A 14881-nucleotide genomic window follows, 5' to 3' on the forward strand; every position below is an offset into this window, starting at 1 on the left:
AAACCAACCTATGGTTCGGGCGTAAAAACCAGGCGAAATCCCGTCGTGTGAAGTCGGCTGGCAGGATGGGCGTGGGCGCGGTTGGCCGATCGGCAGGCGTGTCCCGGACCGAACCAGCTGCCGCCGCGCCGCACGCGATCCTTGCCGCTGACAGGCCCCTGGGGGTTGAACTGCCGGGTTTGAGGGTAGGGGCCGAACCAATCCTGGACCCATTCCCAGACATTTCCGTGCATGTCGTAGAGCCCCCAGGCGTTGGGGCCGAAGCTTTTGACCGGCGCCGGGCTCTCCTGGCTGGTTCGCAACCCCGGGCGCTGTTCTATGCAACCGCTCTCCCCATAATAGCTGCCGGCATACATGGCCCGCGAGCAGTCGATGCGATCCCCCCAGGCATATGCGCTCCGGGTCCCGGCGCGGGCGGCGTACTCCCATTCCGCCTCTGTGGGCAATCGATAGGTGCCTTTGCCCATCGCATTGAGCTTTTGGATGAATTTACAGGCATCGAACCACGAGATTTTCGTCGCCGGCAGGGTTTTGTCGCCCAGCCAGCGCAAAAAGAAACCGCTGCCCATGATGGCCTGCCATTGGCCCAGGGTGACTTCGCTGGTCTGCAGATAGAACGGCTTGTCGATGACGACCGGGTGCTCCCGCTCGTTGTCGCTCCGATGGGGTTCATCGGCAGGGCTGCCCATGGTGAAAGCGCCTGCGGGTATCTGCACGAATTCCATACCCAGTGAATTGACGAACATTTTCATTGCGCTTCCGGCGGCGGCGAGGCAAGGCCAAAGGCAGATCAGGAGGATGAGTGCCGGCACCCATCGGCTTGGGACCTTCAAAGAGGGGCAGATCATGGTGTATCTCCAATAGTTTTATCGCCTTACAGATAGTTCAACGATCATAAAGGTTTTTCCCTCGATTGCCAAGGGGCAGACACTGTTTGATCTCGCACCACTTATGATATAGACAAGTCAGATCAAAGGAGATTCCGTCGCCATGCCCCACCCCGAGGCCGATATTCTTCTGGTGCAGCCGCCGGTTCACCATCCGGCATGTTATTCGACCCTCCTTCTGAGGGTCGCGGCCGTGTTGCAGCGCGACGGTCATACCATCCGTCGTTTCCATGCCGGTGCGGGATATTTCAACTATGTAGTGGGGAATGCCCGTGTGCAGGCCGATTTGCAGGCACGGGTCGCCGAGCGTCTGCAGGGCGGCGATGACCAGGGGGCGGAAGATGGGGTCCGGCGAAAGGTTCTATCCCGTGCCACGGAAATCTGTGTCGCCGGCTTAACCTTTCGGGAGGATCCGGCTCTCTTGCAGGGATCGCCGGACGACCCTGACTGGGCCGATCTCTCTGAAAGCGTTCGTCGGTTGGATGGCCTCGACAAGGTTTTGGATCTGGTATCGGTCGCCTGCCATCCCGCCCGAATCGATCGCCGAGGTTGTGTTTGGCCGGGGCTCGATGACGAACAGGCTTTGGCCGCCTATCTGGTTGATTCGCAGCACAACCCATTTTTCGACTATGCAGGCGAGGCAGAGGTGCCGGACATCGCTTCGGGCCGGTGCGCCGCAGTGGCAGTGATGGTCTCTGCACCCGGCCAGATGGTCGGGGCGTTGACCCTGGCGCGCCGGTGGCAACGGCGGTGGCCGACGGTCGCAATTGCCGTTTGTGCCGCCTGGAAAGATTGGGGCACGGCGGCCGAACGGCTTTGGGCCCAACTGCGCGAACCGGCGGCAGACCGGGTCGCCGCATTGGTGCATCGGGCCATGGACCAAGCGGCTGCGGAGATGGCGACGCCAATACAGGGGGCGGGACCTTGCAGCGAAGCGGGGAGTGTTCGCCGGTTGGCGTCGGCAGGGGTGCCATCTCTTTCGCCATCTCCGGCGCAAAGCGGGGGGCGGGTGATCGTCTGGGAAAAGCCCAGCGGGCCGATGGCGGATATCAGCCGCCTGCTGTTCCAGTCGGCCAAACAGGGGCATTGGAATCACCTGGTGTTCACTTCGGGGGATGATCCTGAGCTGACGGCGCAGATCGAACAGTTTGCCAATGAAAACCCTTACATCATCCACTCCTGGTGCCGGTATGAAAGTCCCCTTTCGCGATACAGCGACGAGGTGTGGCATTTTCCGGAAGAGAGCCCACCCTATGGCGCCACGCGGCCCATGGCCGGACGACCGGTGTGGATGCGGCTGCAAGACCCGGTCTATCTTCAGACCTGTGTCCGGACGCACGGAGCCAAAGGCTTGGCCCGCCAACGTTTGGGCGATGACGGTCGTCTCCTGCCGGAAGTGGGCAGCCGCCTGGTCTATCGCTACCTGCCGCCAGATCAGTTGCCGTCCGGATATTTCGACGAAATTTGCCGCATGGTCGAGGCCGGCGGCACGGTGGGCAGCCAGTGGCTGCGCCATAACCTGCAACGTGCGTACCTGATCGGCTATGCGGAAGAAGATGATTTGATCGCGGGCAATTCCAGTCTGAAACGGCCGCGGGAAGAGTATGTGGACGCAGTGAGCGCGCAATGCGGCATCGACCTGCACAACTACCTGGAGCGCGGCTACACCTCCGTGCGACCCGAGTACCGCAGCCTGGGAATCGGTGCCAAGCTTCTGGAGGGTTTGACGGAGAGAGCCGGAAGCTACAAGATTTACTCGGTCATCGCCGAAGACAACGTGGCCACCCAGAAGATGGCCATTCGCAACAGGACCCGAAAGGTCGCCGCATTTTTCAGCGAACGGACCCGGAAGCAGATCGGCATCTGGGTGCCCGAGTGGATGCTTCCCGAGGACTTTGAACTGCCCCCGCAGCCCGATTTGAGTTGATCTTTTTACTGCACCTTCTGCCAGCGGCTTTTTAAGAATTCATCTTTTTTTGATTTCAAAAAGGAGAAGGTCGAAAGAGAAGCTATGGCACCGATCGGTATTATTATTCAACCGGCAGTGGAGAAAAGCGAGCGCTGATGGATTCGAAGCGGAAGCAGATCGGGGTCATCACCGTGCGCGGCCCGGACTACCATCCAACCCGGCGGCTTGCGGAAGCCGCTCGAGAACGGGGATGCGATCTTGAGCCGATCAATCCCTATCGCGTATGGCCCGCTTATCGCGAGGGGAGCGCCGTGCTGCTCGGCGATCGGCGGGCCGTCTACCTGGATGCGGTCCTGCCGCGCCAGGGGGCCGAAATCAAGGATGCCGCCCTGCCGCTCATCGCGCATATGGCCCAGATGGGTGTCGCGGTGATCAACCGGTTGCCGGCCATCGAAAGGGCCAAGCACAAGTTCTTCACGTTGCAGGCTCTTGCAGGGGCCGCCCTACCGGTGGCCCGCACCGTCTTTGTCTCCGCGGCCGAGGGCATCGAGGCGGCCCTGGATGAATTCGGGGCGCCCGGGGCGGTGCTCAAACCCGTCAGCGGACGACAGGGCAGCGGCATTTGCAGAATCTATCCAGGGGAAGTACTGCCCCGCCACATTCGGATCGAACTCGACAACGGCCGCGGCGTCCTGGTACAGCAGTATATCGAACCCGAAGGGCGGCAGGATCTGCGGGCGCTGGTCATCGGCGGGAAGGTGGCAGGGGCCATGGCGCTGGCGCCCGCTCAAGGGGATTTTCGCGCCAATGTGCATCTGGGCGGGCAGGGCCGCGTGCTGGAACTTTCCGCTTCATTGGCGGAAACCGCCATTCGTGCCGCGGCCGCCGTTGGATTGGAGATCGCCGGGGTCGACCTGATGGTCGCGGCCGATGGTCGTGTGCTGGTCAACGAGGTGAATTACGCGCCCGGCTTCAAGGGCCTGGAGGCGGCCACGGGCAAGGATATCGCCGGCGCCATGATCGACTATGTGCTGCGCGTGTTGGGTTCCAACATTTGACGTCACCGTAACAAGTCCAATATCTGCGTTGTGCTCATCCCGTGGTCCTTGCGGCGTACGACAAGTACGCCTCAGGACACAGAATTTCGCACGCCTTGATCTTGAACTTCTTACGGCGCCGTCCGAAAACGACTTTTTTCAAGTTCATCAAGATTTGATGAAATCGTAAAAAGTCCGGAATCAGGTTTTCCCGTCATCCCGGCGGAAGCCGGGATCCAGTATTTTTCAATATTTTCTGGATGCCGGCGTTCGCCGGCATGACACCTCTGCTACTTTTTACGGCGCCGTCAAGATTGTAAACGTTTACAATTTACTATCAACCTTCGGCCAGCTCGACGGATGGGAGATTGAATCAATGCGCATTACCGACCTGGAGAAGACGATCGATGGCGATCAGGTGCGGGTGCGGGCCACGGTCCGCTGGGAGGATTGTGATCAGCCGGACAGGGAGATCTACATCGCCACCGAGAGTACATTCGAGGCAGATATCGAACCGGTTCCTGACGCCTTTCTGGTGGGCGCCATCATCCCGGCCCTGCACTTCGGCGAACGGCGCATTGCCATGGTCCCGTCCATCTGCCCGGTGCTCAAGGAGGGCCTCTCCAAAGTCATGGGGTTGATGGCGCACTGGTCCAACGGCCAGATGCGGCCGCTGCGATTGGAGGCCCGAAGCCTGCCGGCGCCACGGTATGAAGACATATCCCGTCGGACCGGATTGTTTCTATCCGGTGGGATCGATTCCCTGGCCACACTGCGCCGCAATCATCTGCAATTTCCGTCCGGTCACCCGTATCGAGTGCAGGATGGCCTGATGGTCCACGGATTCGATATCGGCGGTGTGGTCGAGAGGGGCGCCAAATTGCATGTCTTCGAACGGGCCAGGGCGCACATGGCGCCCGTTGCGGCCGAAGCAAGAGTGACGCTCATTCCGGTGTATACCAATATCCGCCACCTGTGTGATGAGCGGGAGTTGTGGCTCAACCGCTTTTTCGGCGCGGTCCTCGGGGCCGTGGCTCACGCGTTTGGGCGGCGCGTGGGAACGATGAACGTGGCGGCCTCCTACGACATTCCCAATCTGGTCCCCTGCGGTTCGCATCCCCTGTTGGACCCGGCTTACGGCAGCGCCGATGTGCAGATTCGCCATTGCGATCTCGAGCTGTCACGCATCGACAAACTGCGCCTGATCGCCCAATGGCCGGTCGCTTTGGACAATTTCAGGGTGTGCCTGGCCAATGTCCCCGATCGTCTCAATTGCGGCCGTTGCGAAAAGTGCGTGCGCACCATGACCGGGTTGATCGCCATCGGCGCGCTCGAACGGAGCCGCGCCTTCGTGGAAAACGATGTGGATCCTGCCCTTTTCGAAAATTTCAAAATCACCATCCGCCACCGCGAACCCTTCTACGAAGAGATGCTGCAACCACTTCGGGATCAGGGCCGCGACGATCTGGCCGAGTTGATCCAAGCCAAGCTGGCCGAGCCGCCCAATGGATAGCCGCGCAGCAATTTTAACTGAACGTGATTCACCTTGAAGGGCATGCATTACAGAATCTGTTTGATAAAATAATCGCATGGCAACGGCGATGGCAGGCCTGGGTGGGGCAGGTGGCCAGGGCCAGGTGCGCCTGCGGTCTCATAGCCAGTTAAATGCAAGCGGGGGACAAGCGGCCCAGGCTGTTTGAGCGCAGCGAGTTTCTGGGCCGCCCGCCGTGCATCTTACTGGCTCTTGACCGATTGGCGTGTGGGATCGGCCACCTGTCTTACTCACGCCGGGTTCAATGAATAACATTCAGTTGGGATAGCTGATAGCCACGCTCACCGGTTGACAGCACCCCACGGTGACTTTATAGTCCAGACCTCATTGCAAATGCCTTCGGAAAAGGAATGACGTGAACGTGACCACCGCCTCCCCGCCCCCCTTGCGCATCGCCTGGTTCATCTGGAGTCTGGGTGCCTTTTTCTACCTGCTGGGCTTTTTCCATCGGGTGGCGCCGGCCGTCATGACCGAAGAGCTCATGCGGGAGTTCGATATCAGCGCCGGCGCCCTGGGCCAACTGTCGGCCTTCTATTTTTACAGCTATGTGGCCATGCAGATCCCCACCGGGATCATCGCCGATACCTGGGGGCCGAGGCGTCTGCTCAGTACCGGCGCCTGGGTGGCAACGGTCGGCACCATACTGTTCGCCCTCTCACCGGCCATGTTCTGGGTCGGGATGGGGCGCCTGCTCATCGGCGGCTCCGTGGCCGTGGCCTTCGTTGGGCTGTTGAAGCTGGCCAACAGCTGGTTCCCACCGCGGTACTACGCCATGGTATCGGGCATGGCGCTTTTCTTCGGCATCATCGGCGCCGTGTTCGCCGGCAACCCCTTGCGCCTGCTCATGGACCATTACAGTTGGCGGACGGTGATGCTTTTCGTGGCGGTCTTGAGCGTTGCCATCGGCATCGCCATCCGGCTTTTCGTGCGCGATTACCCGCACGAAAAGGGATATGCCGACCTGGCCACCTGCGGGATCGGCTGCAGCGAAACGAGGCGCACGCCCATTGTGGCCGGCATTCTCGAAGTGTGCCGCAATCGCAACACCCTGCTACTATTGGTGATTCCCGGATCCCTGGCCGGCAGCGTGCTCACCTTCTGCGGCCTGTGGGGCGTGCCCTACCTGGTCACCCATCATGATCTATCCACCTCGCGCGCCGCGGTGGTGACCTCTGCCGTGCTCGTGGCTCTGGCCCTGGCCGGCCCCATCTTCGGGTGGCTGTCCGACCGCTGGGGCAAGCGCAAGCCGCTTTTCATCATCGGGTGCGCCCTGACCCTGACTGCCTTTACCATCGCCTTTTTTGCAACGGCGCTGCCGCTTACCGCTTTGGTCGTCCTTCTGCTGATTGCCGGTTTCAGCTCGGGCAGCATGATTCTGACCTTCGCCTTTGCCAAGGAGTCGGTGCCCGGCCGTCTGTCGGGAACCGTTTCGGGGGTGATCAATATGGGGGTGATGATCGGGCCCATGGTGTTGCAGCCGGCCGTGGGCTGGATGCTGGACCGGCAGTGGCAGGGGCAGACGCAGGCCGGTGTCCGGATATACAACCTGGCCGCCTATCAGGCCGGGTTCTCCATGATGCTGGCCTGGATCGCCCTGGCCCTGATCCTGCTCTTCTTCACCCGGGAAACCCACTGCCGGCAAACCGTCTGACGGCGGTCCATCATGACCGAAACGACGATCGCCTCCCATATCGTTCTGATCCATCCGCCGGTGGTCAAACCCAGCGAACCGCCGGCCGGCATCGCCAGGCTGTCCGGAGCCTTGCGCAGCCAGGGTGTCGAATGCACAGCGATCGACGCCAGCATCGAAGGACTCCACCACCTGCTGGCCGACAGTCATCCGCCGCCGGCCGATACCTGGTCGCAACGGGCCTGGCGACATGTGCACCGTCACATCAGCGCACTGCGGGACCCGGACACCTATCTCCGCCCAGACACTTATCGTCGGGCCGTGGCCGATATCGGTCGCCTGCTCTCCCTGGCCGGGAAGGCGTCGGCCGTGCGGGTCGGGTTGGCGGATTACAAGGATGCACATCTTTCGCCGCTGCGCAGCGCCGATTTGATAGCCGCGGCCCGCCGCCCGGAACGCAACCCCTTCTTCGAATATTTCCAGGAGCGGCTGATCCCGCGCATCCTGGCGTTGCGTCCGGCCGTGGTGGGGATCTCCATCAACTATCTCTCCCAGGCCCTGTGCGCCTTTGCGCTGATCGGGCTGATCAGGCGGACCGGTGCGGATCTGAAAATCGTCGTCGGGGGTGGATTGATCACCTCCTGGATGCAGCGTCCGGAACGGATCCGTTGCCTGGGCGAATGGGTGGACAAGATGATTGCCGGGCCGGGGGAATCGGCCCTGCTCGACGCCATGGGCCGTCCGGCGGCCGGGAAGGGATGGCTGCCCGATTACAGCGACTTTTTATCGCTTCCCTATTTGAGCCCCGGATTCATTTTGCCGTTCAGCGCATCGGACGGCTGCTGGTGGCGGCGCTGCGCTTTTTGTCCCGAACGGGCCGAGCGCCGGCCGTTTAGGCCATTGCCTCACCGGACGGCGGCTGAACATCTCTTTCGGTTGAATGCGCAGACCCGGCCCGTTCTGATTCATCTGCTCGACAACGCCATCAGTCCGGCATTGCTCAAAACCCTGGTCAAGTCCCCCCCCGGTGCCCCGTGGTATGGATTCGTGCGCATCGGTCCACCATTGGACGATCCCGGGTTTTGCCGTCAATTGGCCGGGGCGGGCTGTTCCATGCTCAAGATCGGACTGGAGTCGGGCAGTCAGACGGTGCTCGACCGGCTGGAAAAGGGCATCCGTCTCGACATGGCGGCCAAGGTCCTGGACAATCTGCATGCCGCCGGCATCGCCGCCTATGTCTACCTGCTTTTCGGAACACCCGCAGAGGATCGGAAGGCCGCCGACAAAACTCTTGCCTTCGTCGCCGCGCATCACCCCTGCATCTCGTTTTTGAATCTGGCCGTTTTCAACCTGCCACTGGGCAGCCCAGATGCCGAAGGGTTGGTGCTCAGGGATTTTTACGAGGGGGATCTGGCCCTGTACAGCGATTTTGAACATCCGGCCGGATGGGAGCGGACCGCGGTTCGGCAGTTCCTTGACAAGACCTTCAAGCGACATCCATCGATACAGCCGATCTTGAGAAACGACCCGCCTGTTTTCACGTCCAATCACGCCGCGTTTTTCCGCTGCTCGCGAGGCGCCGGCGTACGCCCTTGATCAGGGTCATCCGGGCCAATCGGCCGTGTGAGGACGGGCACCGATCGCCGGGAATTCAGTCGGTGTCCGAATGGGTCTCGCCGTAAGGAATCTTTTCACCGGGTTTCCAGGTGGAAAAGTCCCTTTCGATCAGCGGATCGCCGGGTTTTATCTTGCGTTGGACCCAGACGACGCGGGTGTTGAATTCCTCGGTGGTTCGCCCCAACTTTTTTTTTCGCTTTTCCAGGGCCTTTTCGGCGGTTTCGCGGCTTTTGTGAACGGAAATGACAAATTTTTTCGGCTTGTCCAATTTATGGGTGTCGTAGATCAGTGCAAACATCTCACACCTCCTTGGTTTGTCAACCGGGTTGGAAAGCTGTTCTCATTTTAACTAAGGTGCTATTGTTGGTAAATGAAAAAACAGCCGTCCCGCAGGCATCCATCAAAAAATGCAGAGGGAGAACAGTCGCCATGACGTTGCTCGAAGTCGCTTTGATCCTATCGGCCATTATTTTCATGTACAATCTTCAGCAGATCAAAATTGCATTGAAGGAAAAGGGGCACGCCGTCGAGATGCTCTCGGGCTGGATGAGGGACCTCCGCCAATTCAAGGCAATGATCCGGTCCGAAACGGACCAGAAGATCAAAGTCAAATACCAGCAGACCCTCAACGGTCTTTACTTCTCTCTATTCGGGGTGGTGTTGTTCACTGCCATGGTCATCCACAATCGATTGGCCTAGCATGTGGTGGCATTGCATGCGGCTTAAAATCGTTCGTCGTGACGATTTACACAAGCGGCACCTCCCAGGACGCTACCTTGGCATAGCGGTGATATTCCGGCTGGCCGTCGTCGGCATACCATTGGAGCATCCCCACGATTCGCGCCTCGACCACCGATGCCAGTCGGCTCCCCCAGGTGCGGAAACCTTCCTGTGAAAGTCGCGCCACGCAGCAGCGGTGGCGGCCCATATGCTTCAGGTAGATGCTGCCGTGCGAGCCGGCCATTCCGGTGCCGTCATAGGCCAGCCCTTTGAGCAGGTTGCACAGGGTCACGGGATTGCTTTTATCGCCCGCGTTTTGCAGCCGTTGGTTGGCGCGGCTGATATCCAGGTCCATCCAGCCGCCCGCCTCGGCATCGGGCGCCTCTTCCTGCAGCAGTCTTAAAAAGTGCGTTTCCAGATCGCACACCCGGGCCAGCAGTTTACGGGCGCTGTTCCGGCCTTGGGACCGTATATAAGCCGACAGGATCATGCCTTTGTCCAGAAGGCCGGCGGCCGCCATGTCGTGAATGGCGTAGATGACCATCTGGGCGGGTTTCAGGCCGTGGTCCAGTTCGAGTTGCCGGAGCTCCGCGGCCGAAGAGTAGAGACGTTCGGCGATATCGTCGGCGCTCAGTCCATGGTCGGCAGGCGCATTGAAGATAATGCCCAGGATTCCGCGCCACAGGCGCACCATGGTATCGGAAAGCCCCAGCCTCCGGATCAGGGGGATCGGCTTCGGCCAGGTTCTTGACCCGCGGTCGCCCCTGGAACACTTGGGTCAGGTTGTGCTCCCGTTTCAGAAAGTCGGCCCGTTCCAGCCACGACACCGCGGTCCGCACGCGGGTGTCGTTGGCGGGATCGCCCCGCTCGAACACCTCCGACATCTCCTCGTCGCGGATCAGTTCCTGGGTGGTGATGACCACCTCGTCGTCCGGGTTGGTCTTGCTGCGCCGCAGGCATTTGAGGATGCGCTGGATCTCCTCTTTTTTGATTTCCGAGTGGGCCCCCAGTTTGAATTGGGTTTCGGCATCTTCCGGATCGTAAAGCAGGATGCAATCCGCCGGTTGACGGTCGCGTCCGGCCCGGCCCCCCTCCTGCAGGTAGTTCTCCAGTGAACCGGAGATGTCGTAGTGCAGCACCAGGCGAATGTTCTCCTTGTCGATGCCCATGCCGAAGGCGTTGGTGGCACAGATCACCGGGGTTTCTCCGGCCACGAAGGATTCGATGACGCGTCGTTTCTCATTGGCCTCGAGTCCGGCGTGAAAGGCTTCGGCCACTAACCCGCGTTGGACCAGGTAATCGCGGATCGCTTCCGTGGTCTTGCGTTTGGCCGAATAGACAATCACGCCGGCCGGGGCGTCCATATCGGTGTATCGCGCGACGATCTCGTACGTCCAGGCCGGCTTTTCCGCTCCGCTGACCGGCCAGATATCGAAGTGCAGGTTCTCGCGTTCGACGCCGCCTTCGAACAACAGCAGGTCCTGCTTCAGTTCGGCCTGGAAGCAACTGCGGATCTCTTCAATGACATCCAGCTTGGCCGTGGCCGTATAGCAGGCGATGGGCGGAATGGGCAACTGCTGCTCCTGGGAGAATTCACGGATAAAGCGGGCCGCATAGAGGTAGTCGGGCCGGAAATCGTGACCCCACTTGGAGAGGCAGTGCGCCTCGTCGAAAACCCAGGCCCCGATTTCGCGCAAGGCCAGCACTTGGCGCACCGATCGGCTGCGCAGCTGTTCGGGCGAGAGGTAGAGAATAGCGATATCGCCCAGTCGCACCCGCTCCATCACTTCCCCCCGTTCGGGAGGTGCAAGCAGGCCATAGATGGCCGCGGCATAGGGTGTGCCCGTATGCTTCACCAGGTTGTCGACCTGGTCTTTCATCAAAGCCTGCAGGGGCGAGATGACCACGGTGAGCAGTCCGCGACGCATCTGACGCACGAGTGCCGGCAGCTGGTAGCAGATCGATTTGCCGCCGCCGGTGGGCAGGATGGCCAACAGGGGTTGGCCCCGAAGTCCATGCAGCACCACGTCGCGCTGCAGGCTGCTGCCGTTGCGCCCGGCGGGCGTGGGCCGGAAGCCGTCGAAGCCGAAAAAGCGTTTCAGTTGCTGGTCCGGGTCGTGGTTCTGGCGGCAGTAGTCGCAGGCCGGATCGCCGCAAGGGATGTCGCGCAGTTGCTTGAGCAGGGGGACCACCCCGGGAAACTGGTGACGCACCCAGGGGGGCAGTACCGAATTGGCACCGGCCACGCGCAGCCAGGCCAGGGCATACGCCGCCGCGGGATCGACCTCGGCCGGATCGCCGCTTCCGCCGAAACGCCGTTCCAGGGCCATGCGGCAGGCGATGCCCCGGGTCAACTGCCCGAAGATGTCGGCGGCCTGGGACGACGTTTGAATCCGAAAAGCGCCGGCGTGATCGAGAACCGTCGCCAGGCCCTGGCCCGTGAATCCGCCGAAACGGCCGGCGGCCATGGCGAAACGGTAAAAAGAGACTATCTCGGGGCACGTTTCAGCCTGGGCGGCCAGACTATCCAGTTGATCCTGAAATATGGACAGGGCCAGGCGCGCGTCCTGCACCGGGTCGCTGAGTCCCGAGCGTACGAGTTTGTAGTCTTTGACCAGACGGTGGTAGGGGTTGCGGGGAAAGGCCAGGGGGGACAAATAGAGGGTGTCCACCACGGGCAGGTCCAGCAGGTTCAGGTCTGGGGCGAGGGCCTGCAGGAAGTGGAGATCGTGGTTGAAGATGTTGTGGCCCAGGACATATTCGGCCCCGCGCCCGAATGCATCCAACGCCGCCAGCGCCGTCGCGATGGTGGTGTCGCCGTGCCATTCGAACGTGCGATCGCCCAAAACAGCACCGATGCTGCGCAAGGTCCGGCTCTTGCGGGTGAGTTCCAGATCCAGGGCCAGGCAACGGGGCATCCCTCGTTCGGCAAACTGTTTGATTTCATGCGCCATTTGGTTTGTCTAAAAGAGATGACGAACAAAATAAACGAAAAACGAGGAGGCATCGCCCTACTTTTCGGTTCAATTTTTCTGGGTCCGATGGTAGGTTGCCGCTTGAAATGCTGGATCCCGGCTTTCGCCCGGATGACGGTAAAAGCAACATCCGGATGTTTTACGAGACTGACTTGATGACTATGTAAAAAGTCACTACCGGACGGCGCCTTAAAAAGTTCAAGATCAAGACGTGCGAAATTCCTTGTCCTGAGGCGTACTTTGCCGTACGCCGCAAGGACGACGGGATGAGCACAACGCAGATCTTGGGCTTTTTACGGTGACGTCAGACGTGAATGGATCGAATGGACATGTTTCCCCAAGGACATCGGACCACCTTTGGCTTCGGCGCTCCGCTGACCGCCATCGGCAAAAAAATGCTGATCATCTACGCCGCCATCTATGTCGTGGAGTTGATTTGTGAGCATTGGATGGCCGTACCCGTCTATCGTTGGCTGGCCCTGTGGCCCATCGGCGGCGGCTTCCATCTCTGGCAGCTGATCACCCATCCCCTTCTCCACGACCCAGGCGCGCCCATCGGCTTTCTGATCAACTGCCTCGTGTTCTACTTTTTTGCCGGCACCATCGAAGCATCCCTGGGAACCCGGCGTTTCATCACCCTCTATGCGGTGGCTGCATACGGCGGGGCGCTGATCGGCCTGATCTTCGGTCTGCTCACAGCTTTCGGCGCTCCGTTTGCCGGCATGCTGCCCAGCCTGCTGACCCTCATCGTGGTCTTCGGCCTGTTGAGGCCCGAGGCGGTCGTGCTGCTCATGTTCGTCCTGCCGGTCAAGGCCAAATACATCAGTTACGGCACGGTGATCATCACGTTTCTCACCTTTTTGGCCAAGGCCAATGTGCACGGGGCGTTTCATCTGGGGGGGATTCTTTGTGGATTCCTCTATGTCAGGCCGTCCGGTCCTTGGTGGAGCATCAATTACTGGCGCTGGAAGTACTTTGAATCGAAACAGAAACGGCGCCGATCGCGCTTCACGGTCATCGACGGCAAAAGCAGCGACGACGACAACCCTCCCACCATTCATTGAGATCCCGATGACCCGCCTGAATCGAGGGGTGGTGGCGGTCATGCAGGGAGGAGGGCGCCATGCTTGACGACATCCGCACAAAACTTTTCATCACCCACGGCGATGTCGTGCGGCTGAATTTCATAAAGAGCGATGGCGGCTATCACTTCAGACGCCATTTCCGGCAGGGCCTGCGTTCGCACGTCATCGAGGTGTTGCGCGGGCCCGACATCGATGCGGAGAAATTCGGGATCGATTGCGATGGTATCCGGCGCTATCCCCGAGCCAGACCCCTTCGCATCCTGAGGCTCTTCAGGACCCGATTGGCGGACCTTCAGGATGCACTCGACGAGATCCGGCGGGTCAAACTGGTGGAACGCTATCTGGCACCCGATTTTTTGGCCCGTTCCAATGAATTCATCGTCGAGTATGTGACGGCGGGCGGCAGGGGGATTCTGCTCTGCGGTCTTCAAGAATATGTGAGCGGGGAAATTCTCAATCCATGGGGCATGTTGAGTGGCGACAGGTTGATCGAAACTCTTTACGACCACCTTTTCCCACCGCAGGAGCAGCCTTCCCATCGATCCCGATGGGCAGAGACGGTGCGTGCCGAGGGCGCCCGGTTCATAGGGCGCATCAAGCAGATGATCATCGAAACCGGTCACGTTCCGGATCTGGCAGGCATGGGGAATCTCGTGATCGTCCCCTCGGGGGGCATCAAACTGGTCGACATCAACAATATCGCGCAGGTGGCCTTCACAACGGAGATCGATCTGGATGACAAAGGCTACCCGGTGTGCGACAAGTCGATCGAAGCCCTTGCCCATTTGGAAGCTAAATTGCTCGGAAACACCATCGATCCCACCGAAAAGGTGTATCGCTTTTTCTTAAATCCGGAACGCATGGGGCGCGTCTCGGAAAAAGAGCGGCTCTTTTATCGGGACTTCAAATTTCGAAACGGTTTGGAATCGGCCCGTTAAGGGTGATGTTGAATAGAAGTGCTTTTTTTCTGAAGGGTGTTCAGTTTCGGCAAAGAATTCACATCTGTCCATGCCGAAACACTCCCGGTGTATCTACTCCGAAATACCCTGAGCGTCCAGAATCAGACGATCGGGCCTCCCTTTGCGGCGCCGAATCACCTGGATACGGCCGCTCACCGGCCGGTTGTCGGTGCGTTCCGACTTGTTTTCGTTCGCCGCTGCGCTGATCAATTGGCGCAGCTGCATTTCGAGTTGCTTTCTTTTTGACTCATCCATTGAAAATCCTTTTGAAAATTATTGAATACCCGTTCATCGGGGTGTTCCGGTCGATCATCTCCCCACGCTGGGGATCATACCCAACCGGTGGTCGTGCGGTCGTCAAGCATATTATCGGTCTTTTCGTCTCAGCATTAAGCCGTTTTTAATAGCGGCGGCATGATTGATGCGAAAAAAAAATCAGGAAAAAAGATCCGGACGGCAAGTTCCCAAGGTGGGAATCCAGATCCCATAGGTTATGACGAACAGCAGTTC

At 59.9% G+C, this 14881-nt stretch carries 13 protein-coding genes; 8 read left to right on the top strand and 5 right to left on the bottom strand.

Annotated elements, in window-relative coordinates; translation table 11 throughout:
• Positions 1-8: 8 nt before the first annotated feature.
• Positions 9-752: a formylglycine-generating enzyme family protein gene (locus DFT_RS04055; protein ID WP_161807072.1), complete on the bottom strand. Its 744-nt coding sequence runs from the start codon at positions 750-752 to the stop codon at positions 9-11.
• Positions 753-990: 238 nt separating this feature from the next.
• Between DFT_RS04055 and DFT_RS04060 the strand changes: the two genes are divergently transcribed.
• From DFT_RS04060 to DFT_RS04080, 5 genes are all read left to right on the top strand, one after another.
• Complete coding sequence (locus DFT_RS04060) at positions 991-2814, top strand: GNAT family N-acetyltransferase (protein WP_054029938.1); 1824 nt, start codon at positions 991-993, stop codon at positions 2812-2814.
• A gap of 137 nt (positions 2815-2951) precedes the next feature.
• Positions 2952-3854, top strand: coding sequence for an ATP-grasp domain-containing protein (locus DFT_RS04065; protein ID WP_054029939.1), 903 nt, complete (start codon positions 2952-2954; stop codon positions 3852-3854).
• A gap of 355 nt (positions 3855-4209) precedes the next feature.
• The gene (locus DFT_RS04070; RefSeq protein ID WP_054029940.1) at positions 4210-5346 is read left to right on the top strand and encodes a hypothetical protein; all 1137 of its coding nucleotides are present in this window, start codon (positions 4210-4212) and stop codon (positions 5344-5346) included.
• Between the two features lie 394 nt (positions 5347-5740).
• The gene (locus tag DFT_RS04075; protein WP_054029941.1) at positions 5741-7036 is read left to right on the top strand and encodes an MFS transporter; all 1296 of its coding nucleotides are present in this window, start codon (positions 5741-5743) and stop codon (positions 7034-7036) included.
• A 12-nt stretch (positions 7037-7048) separates the two neighbouring features.
• Positions 7049-8611, top strand: coding sequence for a B12-binding domain-containing radical SAM protein (locus DFT_RS04080; RefSeq protein ID WP_200907008.1), 1563 nt, complete (start codon positions 7049-7051; stop codon positions 8609-8611).
• Between the two features lie 55 nt (positions 8612-8666).
• On the opposite strand, the gene DFT_RS04085 is transcribed toward DFT_RS04080, so the two are convergent.
• The gene (locus DFT_RS04085) at positions 8667-8930 is read right to left on the bottom strand and encodes a hypothetical protein (RefSeq protein WP_054029942.1); all 264 of its coding nucleotides are present in this window, start codon (positions 8928-8930) and stop codon (positions 8667-8669) included.
• A 131-nt stretch (positions 8931-9061) separates the two neighbouring features.
• On the opposite strand from DFT_RS04085, the gene DFT_RS04090 reads away from it, so the two are divergent.
• The gene (locus DFT_RS04090) at positions 9062-9331 is read left to right on the top strand and encodes a hypothetical protein (RefSeq protein WP_054029943.1); all 270 of its coding nucleotides are present in this window, start codon (positions 9062-9064) and stop codon (positions 9329-9331) included.
• A 46-nt stretch (positions 9332-9377) separates the two neighbouring features.
• Here the strand turns inward: DFT_RS04090 and DFT_RS26115 are convergent, their stop codons facing one another.
• Both DFT_RS26115 and DFT_RS04100 read right to left on the bottom strand, forming a co-directional pair.
• Positions 9378-9896 (bottom strand): hypothetical protein, encoded by a 519-nt coding sequence (locus DFT_RS26115; RefSeq protein WP_235506165.1) that lies wholly within the window; start codon positions 9894-9896, stop codon positions 9378-9380.
• On the bottom strand, positions 9793-12306 hold the full coding sequence (locus DFT_RS04100) for a RecQ family ATP-dependent DNA helicase (RefSeq protein WP_083453307.1): 2514 nt from the start codon (positions 12304-12306) through the stop codon (positions 9793-9795). Before DFT_RS04100 ends, DFT_RS26115 begins: the two co-directional genes overlap by 104 nt.
• Positions 12307-12656: 350 nt before the next feature.
• Here DFT_RS04100 and DFT_RS04105 point away from each other — a divergent pair, with 350 nt between their 5' ends.
• The gene (locus DFT_RS04105) at positions 12657-13391 is read left to right on the top strand and encodes a rhomboid family intramembrane serine protease (protein WP_054029946.1); all 735 of its coding nucleotides are present in this window, start codon (positions 12657-12659) and stop codon (positions 13389-13391) included.
• Between the two features lie 59 nt (positions 13392-13450).
• Positions 13451-14350: a hypothetical protein gene (locus DFT_RS04110; protein ID WP_054029947.1), complete on the top strand. Its 900-nt coding sequence runs from the start codon at positions 13451-13453 to the stop codon at positions 14348-14350.
• 93 nt (positions 14351-14443) lie between these two features.
• On the opposite strand, the gene DFT_RS04115 is transcribed toward DFT_RS04110, so the two are convergent.
• Positions 14444-14626 (bottom strand): hypothetical protein, encoded by a 183-nt coding sequence (locus tag DFT_RS04115; RefSeq protein WP_054029948.1) that lies wholly within the window; start codon positions 14624-14626, stop codon positions 14444-14446.
• Positions 14627-14881: the final 255 nt, after the last annotated feature.

Source organism: Desulfatitalea tepidiphila (assembly GCF_001293685.1).
Taxonomy (GTDB): domain Bacteria; phylum Desulfobacterota; class Desulfobacteria; order Desulfobacterales; family Desulfosarcinaceae; genus Desulfatitalea; species Desulfatitalea tepidiphila.